This window comes from Psychrobacter sp. S1-30-MNA-CIBAN-0213, assembly GCF_040309845.1.
Taxonomy (GTDB): Bacteria; Pseudomonadota; Gammaproteobacteria; order Pseudomonadales; family Moraxellaceae; genus Psychrobacter.
The window spans coordinates 162,652-178,366 of sequence record NZ_JBEOPE010000001.1 but is presented as its reverse complement, the minus strand read 5'-3'; the positions used below and the strand labels follow the sequence as shown (position 1 = coordinate 178,366).

The window sequence follows — 15,715 nt, the reverse complement described above, 5'->3', positions numbered from 1 at the left end:
TTGGTCTTAATATCCAATTGATACGCAGCAATTAATCGTTGAGATATTGCACAAAATTCGCAGGACTTAGAGGTAATGGCTGGGTGGTATCAAGCTGATAACAAGTCAGATAGCCACTATCAACAGCCGCTGAATAATCCGTACAAACGACTTGCGCGCTAAGTGGTTCAGGCTCGCCTGTCAACCAATAATGTCCGACGAACACTGGCTTGTAAGTCTTTATAGCGAAGTCTATATTCTCAGCTAGGGCATCGATTGGAATCTGAGCAAGGGCTGAAGCAGGTGCGCGAGCAATCTCATAAAGCGTGCGTGATTTTAATTCATCAAGCCACCAACGTACCCGCACGCGCGAGCGTTTAGTACCTTCTTTATCTACCATTACTATGCCGTCAGGTAGCGGTGTCTCCACACCCTTCAACACACGCTCTAGCGCATCAAACGGTTCGGTAAATTCTTCTGAAGTCGTTTGGAGGGCCTGAGCAGTCAGGCAGTTATCAGCTGTGAGTAATGGCTTAAGCAGCGCCATACTGTCTACATCCCAGCAAGCATGGACAAAACAGGCGTAATCGGTCTCAATCCACAATGGAATCTCATAAAAACGCTGTAGCCAATATTGATGCGACTCTGAGCCAAATGGCACTTCAGCTAAAAAAGCTTCATGTTGGCGTGTATGCACGTCATTATGGGAGCGTAGATAACGTTCAGGATTGTTTGAATCACGCGTTGCAAAAGCAAGCGCATTATATTCATGATTACCCATCACTATATCGGCGACGCCAGCATCTAGCATGGCAAAGGCAATCTCAAGCGTGGCTAATTGCTGGGAGCCGCGATCAATTAAGTCACCAATGAAGAGCGCACGATGACCGTCTGGCGGTACAAAGTAATGACCATTATGGACATAACCTAACTGCTCAAGCAAGCCAGTTAGCTTGTCTGCATAACCATGAACATCACCAATAATATCTATAATCATAAATCGTTGTCAAAACCTAAAAACAAATTGAACTAAAAAGTGAACTAAAAGCTAGGAGAGAGTAGTGCATTAATAAAATGTGGTAGTACTTGTGGTTCGAGAATGATTGTCGCTATTACACCAAACGCACCGCCCCACATATGTGCCATATGATTGATATTAGAGCCGCCACGCTTATCCGCATAGATGCTATAGGCGACATAAGCGACTGCAAATAGTATCGCAGGAATAGGAACAATGGCAAAAAGATAAATGGTTTCCCAAGGCGCTAATAGTATAAAAGCAAACAATACCGCCGATACTCCGCCCGATGCACCTAAGCTTAAATAACTGGCATTTTTCTTATTCTTAATATAGCTTGGTATCATCGCAATAATGATGGCCAATAAATAAAAGACAATGAAACCATACCCACCCAAGAATGGCTGATACAGCCCTTCTATAGCGCGACCAAAAAAGTATAAAGTAAACATATTGAATAGCAAGTGCATGCTATCAGCATGAATAAAACCATGACTGACAAAGCGATACCATTGACAATCGCTCACTGCTGGCGGGTAGAATATCAGTCGGTTAAATAGCACTTTGTTTTGCCATGCTAACAAGCTCACGATGACCGTGACTATGATGATAAGAGTAGTGTGGTTAAACAAAGATTAATCCTTAGGTCAAGCCTGGTAAACAAAGACGTTACAAGCCTAGTCAATAAAGCTTCACAACATTGTTAGAGCTTACCATGCGTCGAAAATTATAGTTTTAATTTTATAGTGAGTAATAAGTACCTGCTACTTACTCTCTGTTAGATATCTGATGTACAGATATATATAGTTGGGTCATTTTAAAACCGATACAGTTCTACTGGGGTAAATTTTTTGCAGCCTCTATCAAGCTTGCGAACAGCACGCAATAAAAATTTATACCAGTAGCACGTGACTATTAACGTATCGATTTTATTTCGAACTAACTATATTGGTAACTATTATAAGAGTTACCAATGGAGCGGATTATAAAATCAAATCACAATCATAGGTTGAACAAATTTACATACGTATACAAATTATACTTAATAAGTGGTTAACTTAACGCACAAACATTATATCTTTTAAGTCTTGTAGGTATGACTGGTAGCTTTTAAAACTGTTTTTATATTTGATTATGCATAACCATATTACAGCTGCTTAATTAGATAGCAATATATAAATTTGTGCTAAATCAGATAATCAAATAAAATCGCTGACTAAATATATAGTTATTGCACCTTGTATTTAAAATTCCAACAACTACAAAGCAAAACCAGTATTTTTATAATTAATAAATAACGATTAAATAATGACCGCTTTTTAAAAATTTCTATTAATTTACTATCCACGCCGCCAAAGGCAGTATTTATGACTATCATTGACCAACTTGACCAGACTGTTACCACAGCCGTTTTAGGCGATGATAATAGCGTGGCGCACATCAGTTTGCTTGAACAGTTTTATGCTATTTTAATTACCCGTTTAGCTCAGCCAGCTGTGTATTCACAATTGCTACGTGCTGATCAAGACCTACCAATACAGTCAACTACAAGCTCTACCTTATTCGAGCAGCTTTGGGCGATAGTCAGCCTGCGTCAATTGTTGATTGATGAGTTGGCAGCGACTCATCATGTTGATCCGCAGGCCACTGAGAGTCTTCTGATAAACGCGGCGCCTTTAGCCTATCAAGAGCTCAAAATTCTGGCTAATGGTCAGTTTTTACCTGCATTTTTACAAGCACAGCAACTGTCAGTAAGACCTTATTTGCCAGTATGGGCAGAAGAGGTGATATTACCCATAAATGAAGTCAGTAATGATGTGGGTTTAGATAAGGATACACTCATTAATGATATTACAGTAACCAGTGCCAATGTGATGTCAGATGCTGTTCATAAGACACAAACCATACCTACACAAGCATTTGTAACAGATAACTTATCTATTGACCCGCTAGAAACTACTGAGGTCGTAAATGATACGTTGCTATTAGATGAAGAGCCGCTTTTGACCGATACTATAGATGCTATTCATGCCAATCCATCAGATTATTATGATGCAGGTGTCTCTGAGAGCCGGCTAAATGTACGCACTCGTAATCGAAGAAACGATCTAATAGTCCGAGTCTTGATACTAGTAGGTACCCTAGTAGCAATTGGTCTAGTATGGGCGTTAGTCATTCAACCTAATTATATGAGGCCCGCAGTACCAGTCGTTGCCTCGCCTGTTGTAGTTCCGGCAAGTGAGCCTGTCGCTAAGGTGTTGACACCAGCTGAGTTAGTAGTTGGAGTAGATGACAGTGGGAGTCTATATAGTTGTACCGCGACTGTTGGCGATACAGAATTGCAAAATGCGCTCAAGCAAGCGCTGAGTATGAGCTTTGGAGAGCAAGTGAGTATTTGTGAGCTGAGAGTGCAACAAGGCGTTGCCAATAGCTTATCTAGTATTGATGTAAAAACTTTGCCTAGTATATTTACTCTACTGCGTTCAGTACCCTTCGCGCGATTACAGTTGCAGCAGGACACTCTTAATTTAGAGGCACCCGATGATACACTGCTCCAGCGCTTATTGGTTGATATGCGAACATTAGTACCTGCTATAGCTATTACTAGCGCTGCGCCTTTACCATTAGAGAACCGCAATGGGGTAGCTGAGGATGCTAACAACGATATGAGTATGATGAATGGTCATAACAATGAGTTCACAAATGAAAATATACCGCTAGACAATACTTATGACAATACCTATCCCAACAATAACGATGTGAGTCGTAATCAGAACTATCAGCAATCAGATGATAATACGAACGATATCATAGAAGCAGCACCACCACGTAATAATAACCCTGACAATAGCTTTAATAGCAATGCCAACAATAACCGTGCATTTACTACTCCAGCAGGCTCTATGTCAGCATCAGAAGTTAATGATTTGGCAAACACTACTATTGTGGCTGAAAAGCTACGTAATGAAAGACCCATTGATAAAAATCTGACTCAAGACAGATAAATGAACCATAGAAAAATAGAGCAAAACGTTATTAGAATCAGTTTCTTGGAATTTATTTTTAATATATGGCAGGTTTCGTTTCAAAAAAAGACAGTAAAGTTTAATGCGAATTCACGTGTTTAATTACGAATTAGATTATGTCCATCAGTACAGCCTTTCAAAATCATAGTAAAAATTTCACAGTGATATCACGTAATATCTAACCAATAGTAATTGCAAATGTTTGATTTCTTACACCATTTCTCATACTTATGTTAGTAATTCGTACTGTATTATCGATATAGTTACGTGCTTCATCTGAAAAATTACTTAATGTAGCATTTGCACAACAGCGTGTTTGTAGAGATGACTTATTCATTACTCATATAATAGCTACTAGCTGAAGGTAATAAATGGTCAAATAGATTTAAACATTGATCAAAAGTGAATTATTTAAAAGTAATTAACAGACAAAATACTTAAATCTTCATTTGGTTTGGTTTGGTTTGGTTTAATTTATTCATTTATACATAAGCTCATAATAGTTAGTTTTTATATTTAATTCTTTTAGATATACGTAGTCAACTCGATGTAACATTCATAAAAAACTGATCCCAAGTAATGTCTTAATATGGCTAGCGAGGTTGAAGTTGCATTGGTTTTACAGTGGGAAGGCTATACAAAACAACAGTAATTGGAGGGAATATACTATGGATATTATTAGTCATTTGACACGCACTGTTAGCCCAGCAGTCTTAGGGGATGATCGATCTCCAGCTAAGAAAAATTTACTTGAACAGTTCTATGCTATTTTTGCTGCGCGTTTAGCAGACAAAGAGACTTATGGTCGTTTCTCTAATGAAAATATTGCGCGTGACGATCAGGGTTTTTATGATCGCGTCTGGACTGATGGCTCGCATCGTGACAATATTTCACGTGAGCTTGCTGGTGCTCATAATGTCGATGCAACTGCGTCGCGTGGTCTAGTAGCTATGGCAGCACCACTTGCTTATCATGAAATTAAAAGTTTAGCAGGTACGACGCCAGTACCGCAGTTCTTGAGTGACAATTTCGCTGATTATCAGCACCATATTCCTGCATGGGCCAGTGCTGTGATACCTGCTGGTATGCTTGCTGCTGTTCCTGCTGGTACACGTATCTCTGATACTACAAGCATGGCTCCGCTACAGCACAAAGAAGAAGAGTCAGGCAGTTTTATGAAAGCGTTACTACCTATTATAGGTCTGATTATATTAGGCGCTTTAGCCTGGGCATTGTTGAGAGGATGTCAGGATAATCCCGAGCCTGTCGCAACGCCAGTTGTCACTGAGCAATCAGCTGCCACTGATGAACAAACCGTAGTAGCAGCCGATGTTGAGCCAGCCGCGCTGCATATCTCTACTGGTGAAGCAAATACCTTATATGCTTGCCGTATGAATGTCGGTGATGAAGCGTTACAAACAACAGTTATGAATGCGATGAGTAGCACTTTTGGGAATGAAGCTGATAAGTGCCGAGCGGATGTAGATGATGGCTTTGCAACTGATATGCCAGCTGCTGCTCAATTGGCTTCTATCTTACCAATCATTAAAAGTGTACCAAACGCTAGTATGATTATTAAAGGTAATGAGATTGTTGTTAACTCTGCTGATGCAAGCATACTCGATAAGCTAGTTGCTGACTTGCAAGCCGCTGCTCCAGCGATGACAGTAAGAGCCGAAGGACCGTTAGATTTACAAGGTGAGGTTGATGACAGCCTAGTGGCAGCAGATGCCGCCATTGACAACCTTGGTGAAAATCCAAATCCCCGCGACGTTGCTCGTGCTTTGAGTATACAGGTGGTTAATTTTGAGCTTGATGCGGCACTTATTCCAGAAGCAAATAAACCATTCCTTGATCGTGCCGCCACTCTTATCCAAGAAGTACCTGATATGGAGCTGATGATTATCGGCCATACGGATAATCAGGCTTCTAACGCTTATAACATGAAATTGTCTCGTGATCGTGCTGAAGCGGTAAAAGAATATCTTATATCTAAAGGTGTTGATGCGACCAAGCTTACGACTAAAGGTATGGGTGAGAGCGATCCTATCGCTGATAACTCAACCGAACAAGGGCGCTTCCGCAACCGTCGCATTGAGTTTACTGTGTACGATGAAGCTGCCTTGAATAATGATGGAGTGGCTGGAACTAATAGTACAATCACTAATAATTCTATCGATCCAGATTTGAATCCATTAGATAGTAACAACGATGATTTATTACCTGATGGTGATGATCCAAGTAAAGGTACTGCATTAGATCCAAATGCTCAGTAAAACTAACTACGTCATTAAATTTTAAGAAAGAAAAACCGCACTTATAATTAAGATGCGGTTTTTTATACTGTATATAATATGGCTACATGGGCAAAAAGCCGATTATCTATAAGCCGTCGGATCTAGAGTTTCGCTATTCTCAGTTTCAAACAGTGAACTGTCAGACTGAGCATTAAAGAACGTGTTCAGCACATTGTCTTTAGCTTGCTGCCAGTATTCAAATTGGCGACAAGTAGACTCAAGATCACCTTGCCATGAAGGCACCTGCCCGCACATGGTTTTGATTCGGCTTTGATTAGGATAGGGCAGCTCTTGAGCAGCTTTGGCCGCTTCATGGGCTGCAACACGATCATTACATACGAGTGCAATATCACAGCCTGCTTCAATAGCTGCACGCACACGTGCACTGATATCACCAGCTGCTTGCGCTCCTGCCATACATAAGTCATCAGAGAATAAAACGCCATCGAACTTAAGTTGATCGCGAATAATGTCTTTTAGCCAAACTTTAGAAAACCCTGCTGGCTTGTCATCTACCTGCGAAAATATCACGTGTGCTGGCATCAACGCATCGAGCCACGGTAGGGTCTGAGCAAAAGGCTGCATATCACTGGCTAAAATTTCATCAAGGCTGCGGTTATCAATGGCTTCCGCTACATGAGAATCAGGAGCGATAGCGCCATGTCCAGGGAAATGCTTACCCGTAGTCGCCATACCAGCCGCCCTCATACCACGCATAAACTGAGTCGCTAAGGCAACGATTACCTGTGGATCTTCATGAAAACTGCGATCACCGATTACTTGGCTAATACCGTCTCTATCAAGCACAGGAGCAAAGCTTAAATCGATACCTACCGCCAATACCTCAGCTGCCATCAGATAACCACAATCATAGGCGCAACTTAAGGCTTGAGTAGGATTGTGATCGAATAACTCGCCAAGCTTACCCATAGCCGGTAGCGGTGTGAACCCATCACGTAATCGTGCGACGCGTCCGCCTTCTTGATCGACCCCGATTAGAATGTCAGGATTATGACAACGAATATTATCGCAAAGCGTGCGAACTTGAGCCGCATTTGCTACATTGCGAGCGAACAATATTACTCCGCCAACTTGTGCTTGTTTGAGCAAACTGACGTCTTCATTCGTCAGTGCGGTGCTATCGATATCGATCATTAATACACCATACATTGCAAAATCCTTAGAGTGCTGTGCACTTATATTGTTAGTTTTTAATGCTAATTTCTGTTGTTGTCTGATACTAGTTTCTGTTATTGATTGTGTTATTGAGTCAATTGATCAAAATGAATAAGCACTACTCTTTAGTTATCAACATATTATGCCAGTTATCAATCCTAAGACCTATCTTGATCTTGCAGGTAGTGTTTGAGGTAGCCAATAGATTTAACTTGATTACCGTTCAAGTATTGAACCTTGGCTACACAGTACCTTAGATGACTATAATAAATATGATGGCAAGCACAATAAAGATGACAGAAAGTTTGGTATGTGCAGGCGTAGCGTGTAAGATTGTTTATACAGTTTGAGACAGTTGTAAACTAATGACCATGATAATATTAAATGCTTTTTAATTAGGCGTTGTTAGTAAATTATACTGGCTCGTACAGAAAAAATAAAAACAACGGTAGTGCGTTTGCTAGCTTTTAATGCTAGCTTGATTGATATTACAATCTTAAAAATATGATGAAATTCGTTTTTATTATTGTTCAATTGTATTGGATGCGAATTGGCTTCAATGCTCTCTACTAATAAGCTAAATCAAGAAAAGATATACTTTAGGTATTTTATCACTTAAGACAACTAGGTACATATAATGAAAAAACAACCAGCACAGTGGTTACTCAGCGTAGCGTCAGTTGGCGTCGCGGGTCTTATTTTGACGCAAAGCTATGGCACAGCAGTGGCAAACACTGATACCGCAGGCTTTGCCCAAACTCCTGAACAGAAAATTACAACTAGACAAGTCGCTGCACTACTAGATCGCAGTCATTATCTGAACCAGCCGCTTGATAGCAAGATGGGCAGTGAAATTTTATCTATGTATATTGATAATCTTGATCCCAACCATACGTTGTTTTTGCAGTCTGATGTTGATGAATTTAAAGAAAAATATGCTAGTGAATTTGGTAATCGGCTCAAGCGTGGTGATTTATCTGCCGGCGTAGATATCTTTGAACGCTATCGCAAACGCTCAAATGAGTATTTTGAGATGGCCACAAGAATGCTCAAAACCGACCTTGATTTGACCAGTGATGAAACCATTATTCTCGACCGTGAAAAGCTTAGTCATTTTAAAACCAAAAAAGACCAACGCGATTATTGGGCGCGTCAGCTAAAATTCCAGTTGATGAGTATTACGTTGGGTCAAGAAAGCGAAAAAGGTAAAGAGCAAATATTCTTAGATAATCCAGACATTACGCGTGGTCAAGATTTAGTTCGTGATGATCAGCGTACGCCAAGCGAGATTTTACTGAACCGCTTGTCACGTCAGCAAGGGCAGATGAAACGTCTTAAAGATAACGAAATCATGGAAACGGTACTAAATACCGCTATGCTTACCTATGATCCACATAGTAATTATTATGCACCCATTCAAGCAACCGAACTACAGATTCAATCGAGCTTGCAGTTAGAAGGCATCGGTGTTTCTATTCGTCCAGATCGCAAAAATCCAGACTATACGCGTATCGTTACTTTAGTCGATGGCGGACCTGCAGCCAAAACTGGGCAAATAAAGCCTAACGATTTGATTGTTGGTATTGCTGAAGATGGCAAGACCATGACCGATGTGGTCGGCTGGTCGACACGTGAGATTGTAGGCTTGATTCGCGGTAAGCGTGGAACGTCAGTAACGCTCAAGTTGCGTCAACCTAGTGCGCCGGAGGCAAGCGCCCGTACCGTCACTGTGGTTCGCGATATTATTCAGCAAGAAGAATCGGGCGTAACCCAGCGTGTCGTAGAAGTACAGCGTCCTAATATTGATGCGACACCAAAACGTATTGGTGTGCTTGAAATACCAAGTTTTTATCTAAATTATCGTGCCCGTCGTAATGGTGAAGATTATCGTAGTGTCAGTGTCGATACTGAAAAGGCTTTAAAAGAATTAAACAAAGAAAATATCGATGGCCTCGTAGTCGACCTACGTAATAACCCTGGTGGCTCGTTAGATGAAGTTGCGAAGATGTTAGGGCTATTTATTAAGAGTGGGCCATTAGTACAGATTCGTGATAACCGTGGCAATATTCAAGTGTATCGCGATGACGATGGCGGCAAACAGCTATATGATGGCAAGATAGTTGTCCTTACTAACTTAGCCTCGGCTTCTGCTAGTGAGATATTTGCCGCAGCGATTCAAGATTATGGCCGAGGCCTAGTTGTTGGTAGTACCACAACTGGTAAAGGTTCCGCACAAATTCAGCTAGATAATCTGGCTTTGGGTTCTGCGACTTTGACCCAGCGTAAGTTCTACCGTATCACTGGTGGTAGTACACAAAATAAGGGCGTCGTACCTGATATAGAGTTGGTCAATATCTATGATGATGCTACCTTTGGTGAGCGCGCACAGAAAAAAGCATTGCCATGGGATACTATCAGAACGGCTGCATACAAGCCTGAGGGTAAGTTCAGCTCAAACACGCTTGCAACATTAAATCAGCAATCTAAAATTCGTCAGCAACAAAATCCGCAGTTTGTCTATCTATCGACCTTGAACGACATTCGTGATATGGAAGATGAGAAAAAACCTATTGAACTTGATATCGACAGTCGCCGTGCGAAAATGAGACTAATCGAAGAGCGCTCACTACAAGCTGAAAACAAGCGTCTAAAAGCTACTGGTGAGCGTCCGTATGCCAATTGGAACACTTATCAGGCAGCAATGGATGCAAAATTTGAAGAACGTAGTCAGATGAAAGCTGATAAACGTCCGCAGTTACCTGAGGATGAAGCTTTCATCAATGAAGCGGCTTATTTGATGCTTAGTGCTGATCCTAAACTGACAGCTAGCCCTGAAGAGAAGCTGCAAACGGCTATAAAACCTTAAATAAAAAGTAATGTAAGTATATGCTTACACGCAATGACGCTATAGCCTCTTACCACAGATAGGGTAATCTGCGATTATAGACCTACTGCACAGTTTGACGATACTATTTTTGATACTAGGGATTGGTATTTATAGGTTGTCTATAAATTGTTTCAGGGATGGTTTGCTGATTACGGATGATAAGGCTGGATGCCTGTCAGTTATACTGTATCTTGGGATTGGATATGGCATAGCATTAACAAGGATGGTTAGTAACAGAAACCGCGTAGCGCTTGCCGTTATGCGGTTTTATTACGTTTAAGAAAGCATAATCTAGGTGAAACAAACGTTTTCAATTATTGTAGTTGAGTCTTACTAAAAGTTTTTTATTTAGTAAAATGAGCCCATTAAAAAAGCCAGTAGCAATATCTACTGGCTTTTCTCATTTAAACAACAAGTAAATTAATTTACCCGTCGTTTAATTCTCTATACAACTTACGATAGATTAATGCTCAACGCCACCTGCACCATGTACATGGCCGTGGTTTAGCTCATCTTCAGTTGCTGCACGTACTTCTTGAATTTCTACATCAAAAGTTAGACGCTTGCCAGCTAGTGGATGGTTAGCATCAACAGTAACTTCGTCATCAGTAACTTCAGTAACCGTCACTAGCATTACTTGGCCGCCAGCTTCTGACTGGAACTGCATACCAGGCTGAATATCATCAACGCCTTGGAAGTTATCACGTGGCACATGCTGCACTGCTTGTTCTTGATACTCACCATAGCCATCAGCAGGCTCAACAACTGCATTGACTCGTTCGCCAGCAGATTTACCTTCTAGCTGTTGCTCAAGGCCTGGAATAATGTTGCTATGGCCATGCAAATAAGCAAGTGGTTGACCTTCTGGAGATTGGTCAAGAATGTTGCCTTCGTCGTCTTTTAGGGTGTAATTGAATTTGACGGCAGTGTCTTTTGCGATAGTAGTCATAAATTATCCTAAATATATCTATATAAAAAATTAAATGCGGTTGCAATAAACCTAAAAAAGCCAATCAGTAAGCTCAAAGCCATATCATTAGTCAATTATCATCAGTTTATTTTAGTTTATCAAAGTAACTTTAGCAGTTAGCATCTTTAATAGAGATGGTCGTAATAACTTTCAAGGCAAAAAACATAAAAAATATAAATATTAATGAAATTAATCCAATTATTACTATATAAGTTACTTATAGGCAGTTCGGAATAATATAAATACGGCTCTGTTAACTTGTTACTGGTATAAATTTTCCTCGCTTGCTGTGCGCTTTGCCAGACAGAGGCTTGAAAAAATTTATCCCAATAACTCTGTATTCTTTTCAAAGTGTATTGACTATATGACTCTTTTCTTATCAGTTGCGTTTTCTTATCGAGGCTTCTACCATAACCTTAAACACCATAATAAGAATTTACTATGACTTCAGTATCTAGTTCTTTAGACAACCAATCAAATCAGCATGATTCGCGTAAATCGGCAGCTGACATCAGTTATCGACTCGATTTCACTCGCTTTTCTGAGCATTTAGTCGATATTACGCTTAGCTTTATCGCAGAGACGACATCGCCGTGTTTATGGCTGCCAGCATGGATACCCGGCAGTTATTTGATGCGTGAATTCGCTCGCAATATTACGGCAGTTCATTATCAAATAGAAAACGTAGCTAATAGTAAGGATAGTCATCCTAAACATCGCGCCCATAAAATTGATAAAAATACTTGGCAATTACCGCAGGTTGAAGTAGGGCAGACGTTGAGGGTGCATTATGAAGTCTACTGCTACGACTTATCGGTACGCACCGCTTATGTCGATCAGCAGCGTTTGTATGGTAACTTTACTTCGCTCGCATTAGCCGTTGAAGGACAGGAGCTTAAACCAGTACAAGTGAGTCTTATTGTGCCCACAGCATTTACAGCCGGTCAACAGGTAATGGACGATGATTTGAAAGGCAAGGATAATAGTGATGTGGTGCTGGCATGTGGTCTTGAAGCCACTCATCTACACATTGATGCGCAGGATGGGAGTAGTAAGCATGGCTACAGTCTACAGGCAGACAGCTACCATGAGCTAATAGATCATCCGTTTGAGATTGCAGCTCAAGAGTCGTTTAGTTTTATTATTCAGGATGATGGGCATCAGACATTGAGTCATCGCTTTTTTATCTCTGGCAAACACCATGCAAACATGGGCCGGTTGCAGCAAGATGTGACTCAGATTTGTCAGGCTTATGTGAATTGGCTAGGCGATGCGCCATTTGACGACTATACCTTTATGACTTATGCCAGTGGTCAAGATTATGGTGGCCTTGAGCATATTAATTCAACCAGCCTAATCACGCCGCGTCGTGACTTGCCAAGTGTTGATGAACCTAAAATACCAAGTACCGACTATCAGCGCTTTTTAGGTTTATGTAGTCATGAGTACTTTCATTCGTGGTGGGTCAAGACCGTGCGTCCAGATGTCATGCTAGACGTAGATCTGCGTAAGGAAGCCTTTACGCCATTGCTATGGGTGTTTGAAGGCTTTACTTCTTATATTGACGACTTTATGTTGCAAGCCTCAGGGGTAATTGATAAAGCAAGTTACCTCAAATTATTAGCCGAACAAATTAATCGCTATTATCAGACTGATGGTCGCGCGCACCAAAGTGTCGCAGAATCAAGCTTTGATGCTTGGATTAAGCTTTATCGTAGCGATGAAAACACCGGTAATGCAGGTATCAGTTATTACAATAAAGGCGCATTGGTCGCGTTATGCTTAGATCTGACGTTGCAGCAAAAAAGTGCTGGTCGCTATCGTCTATTCGATGTGGTGAAGGCGTTTTATAATCAAGCAAAGAAAAACGACAATAAGCGTATTGGTATCAGCAGTGCCGATATGAGTACGGTGATTGGTCAGTTTATGCCAGTAGCAGATTGGGAAGATTTTGAGCACCGCTATATCAATGGCGTAGAAGAGTTACCTCTTGAGCAACTACTGACAGCCAATGGCATTAAAATCCATGTTGACATCAAAGATACCGCAGATAAAAAAGTACCTTGGGGCATGCGCTGTAGCGAGACGCCAGCCGGTCTAAAGGTCAATCGAGTACAACGCGGTAGTGCCGCTGCAAAGTCTGGAATATCTGCTCATGATGTTATTGTCGCTATTGATGGTATCAAGGCTGATAACAAGCAACTAGCGTCTCTAAGCAACGCTCAGCATGAGGTTCGCTGTCATTTGTTTCGCCGTGATGAGCTGATGCGTGTCTCCGTATTACCTAAAGCTGCTGTGCAAGCGCAAGATAATATAGAAAAAGCGTTGCCACATAAAGTAAATCTGAGTTTGGCAAGAATGGATAAATTTTTAGAAGAGGGCGTAGACAGTACTGACATCGCTCCAGCTTGGCAAGGATGGCTTGACGGGATGAAGCGCTATCAGCAATAAACCTACTAAGCTGATAGCGATTAATAAAATAGCAATTATCTATCTATGGTAATGAGAGGAATTAAAAAACCCTTGCTAAGCAACGATGCCTAGCAAGGGTTTATATTAGTAGATGTTTAAACAAAGTAACGAAACATATTATTAAACCTTCAATGAGTTTAATGGGCTTTAGCTAGTAGGTTGCTTAACTTGTTCTTGCGTATCAGCTTCATGATCAATAGTGCCATCCTTAACAAGAACATCGTTGGTATCATGCTTAGCAATCCAGTCTTGCATGATTTCAATCTCAGGCTGCTGTTCATCAATAATTTGCTGTGCCAGCTTACGCATTTCTGCATCAGTACCGTATTTTAGCTGAACCATTGCCATATCTACTGCGCCTATATGATGTGGTAACATGCCGCGAGCGAACGCCATATCAGGTACAGGGTTTGCGATACCCAGTGTCATCTCGCCATGCATTGCATCCATACCCTTGGCATACGCTTGCTGCATTGCCTGAGTATCAGGTTTAGGTTTAGCCGCATCAGGGTGGCTGGCAAGCCATTTGTTCATGATATCGATTTCAGTTTGCTGCGAATCAATGATTTCTTGCGCCAGCTTACGCATCGCCTGATTAGTACCGTATTTCAGCTCAATTTTTGCCATTTCCACCGCACCACGATGATGTCCCAGCATTCCCTTAGCAAATGCAGTATCTGGATCGTTATAGTTCATCCCAATCATCATCTCATCATGCATTCTAGTCATCGACTTGGTGTAGTCTTTGAGCATATCGCTCATTTGTATATCATCAGCGCTCATGTCGACATTTGACATGTCATGGCCTGCATGTGCCTCTATCGTTTGAGCGTCGTCTGTTTTAGATGTCTCGATTGAGGGTGCTACCACCTCTTCTATTTTGGTAGATTCAGTATTTTCAGTCGCTGGCTGACAGGCACTCAGCGCGAGTACCGATGCTACGCTAGCAGCGAGAATAGCGAAACGATAGTGATAAGAAGAGGTCATGACATATCCTTAACATAAACAAGCAAGTCAAACAGTCAAACAGATTAACAGTTTGACGAATTATAGAGCTGAAACACAACAAATAATGAATCTTAGCAGATTAACCTTACCAATTCGAGACGCTACCGTTTTAAATGTCGTTGCCAAATTTGCGCTAATATACATTCGGTTACATCATAATACCCAGTTGTTGGCAACGCTCGCTATTTAGGTGAATACGTACAAATTCACCAACTTCTAGATCGCCTAATTCAAATCCTGCTACAGACCAGCGAATGAGGCGTAAGCAAGGTAAGCCAACATGCGCCGACATTCGTCTTACTTGACGGTTTTTACCTTCATAGATAGTCATCATCAGCCATGAGTCTGGCACGCTTTTACGCTCGCGTATCGGTGGGTCACGTTGCCATAGGGACATTGGTAACTCATCTTCACTCAACTGTTTGACTTTGGCAGGTAGGGTTTTTCCATCTTTAAGAACAACGCCTTTTTCAAGCTGACTTAGTTGCTGAGGAGTAGGGATACCCTCAACTTGCACTAAATAAGTTTTACCTTGTTTGTGCCCATCATTGGCTTTTGGCGGATGTGTAATGGCTTTATTTACCCGACCATCACTTGTCAAAATCAGTAAACCTTCTGAGGTCGCATCAAGTCGACCGGCGACTCTTAAGGACTTGTCAGTGAAGTATTGCGATAAAGTGGTATGGTCGTTATTACTATCGTCCCGAAACTGACTTTGCACCCCGTAAGGCTTATTGAATAAAATGAGGCTTGATGTCGACATAGAGCAGATATATCCAAACAGAAGAGTAAATTAAGAAAGTTTAATAAAATAAAAAAGGAGAACAGATGAGAAAGAGAAACAGGGGTAAATACTATTGTCTGACATTTTGAAACCAAGCA

General features: G+C 41.1%; 10 protein-coding genes. 4 read left to right on the top strand and 6 right to left on the bottom strand.

Going from position 1 to position 15,715, the window contains the following annotated elements:
* Positions 1 to 31 precede the first annotated feature (31 nt).
* Together AAEY87_RS00710 and AAEY87_RS00705 are read right to left on the bottom strand one after the other, a co-directional pair.
* On the bottom strand, positions 32 to 976 hold the full coding sequence (locus AAEY87_RS00710) for a metallophosphoesterase (RefSeq protein WP_350655503.1): 945 nt from the start codon (positions 974 to 976) through the stop codon (positions 32 to 34).
* 44 nt (positions 977 to 1,020) lie between these two features.
* Entirely contained in the window at positions 1,021 to 1,629 is a 609-nt protein-coding gene (locus tag AAEY87_RS00705; RefSeq protein WP_350655502.1) for a rhomboid family intramembrane serine protease, read from the bottom strand.
* 735 nt (positions 1,630 to 2,364) lie between these two features.
* Here AAEY87_RS00705 and AAEY87_RS00700 point away from each other — a divergent pair.
* Both AAEY87_RS00700 and AAEY87_RS00695 read left to right on the top strand, forming a co-directional pair.
* On the top strand, positions 2,365 to 4,002 hold the full coding sequence (locus tag AAEY87_RS00700; RefSeq protein ID WP_350655501.1) for a hypothetical protein: 1,638 nt from the start codon (positions 2,365 to 2,367) through the stop codon (positions 4,000 to 4,002).
* A gap of 689 nt (positions 4,003 to 4,691) precedes the next feature.
* Positions 4,692 to 6,299, top strand: coding sequence for an OmpA family protein (locus tag AAEY87_RS00695; RefSeq protein WP_350655500.1), 1,608 nt, complete (start codon positions 4,692 to 4,694; stop codon positions 6,297 to 6,299).
* 102 nt (positions 6,300 to 6,401) lie between these two features.
* On the opposite strand, the gene nagZ is transcribed toward AAEY87_RS00695, so the two are convergent.
* Entirely contained in the window at positions 6,402 to 7,490 is a 1,089-nt protein-coding gene (gene nagZ, locus AAEY87_RS00690) for a beta-N-acetylhexosaminidase (protein ID WP_350655499.1), read from the bottom strand.
* A gap of 643 nt (positions 7,491 to 8,133) precedes the next feature.
* Between nagZ and AAEY87_RS00685 the strand changes: the two genes are divergently transcribed.
* The gene (locus tag AAEY87_RS00685) at positions 8,134 to 10,362 is read left to right on the top strand and encodes a carboxy terminal-processing peptidase (protein ID WP_350655498.1); all 2,229 of its coding nucleotides are present in this window, start codon (positions 8,134 to 8,136) and stop codon (positions 10,360 to 10,362) included.
* 484 nt (positions 10,363 to 10,846) lie between these two features.
* Here AAEY87_RS00685 and AAEY87_RS00680 read toward each other — a convergent pair whose 3' ends face one another.
* Entirely contained in the window at positions 10,847 to 11,332 is a 486-nt protein-coding gene (locus AAEY87_RS00680) for an FKBP-type peptidyl-prolyl cis-trans isomerase (protein WP_068034232.1), read from the bottom strand.
* A gap of 462 nt (positions 11,333 to 11,794) precedes the next feature.
* Here AAEY87_RS00680 and AAEY87_RS00675 point away from each other — a divergent pair, with 462 nt between their 5' ends.
* Entirely contained in the window at positions 11,795 to 13,804 is a 2,010-nt protein-coding gene (locus AAEY87_RS00675) for a M61 family metallopeptidase (protein ID WP_350655497.1), read from the top strand.
* Positions 13,805 to 13,972: 168 nt separating this feature from the next.
* On the opposite strand, the gene copM is transcribed toward AAEY87_RS00675, so the two are convergent.
* Both copM and AAEY87_RS00665 read right to left on the bottom strand, forming a co-directional pair.
* The gene (gene copM / locus AAEY87_RS00670; RefSeq protein WP_350655496.1) at positions 13,973 to 14,812 is read right to left on the bottom strand and encodes a CopM family metallochaperone; all 840 of its coding nucleotides are present in this window, start codon (positions 14,810 to 14,812) and stop codon (positions 13,973 to 13,975) included.
* A gap of 169 nt (positions 14,813 to 14,981) precedes the next feature.
* On the bottom strand, positions 14,982 to 15,596 hold the full coding sequence (locus AAEY87_RS00665) for a pseudouridine synthase (protein ID WP_350655495.1): 615 nt from the start codon (positions 15,594 to 15,596) through the stop codon (positions 14,982 to 14,984).
* Between the last annotated feature and the right edge of the window lie 119 nt (positions 15,597 to 15,715).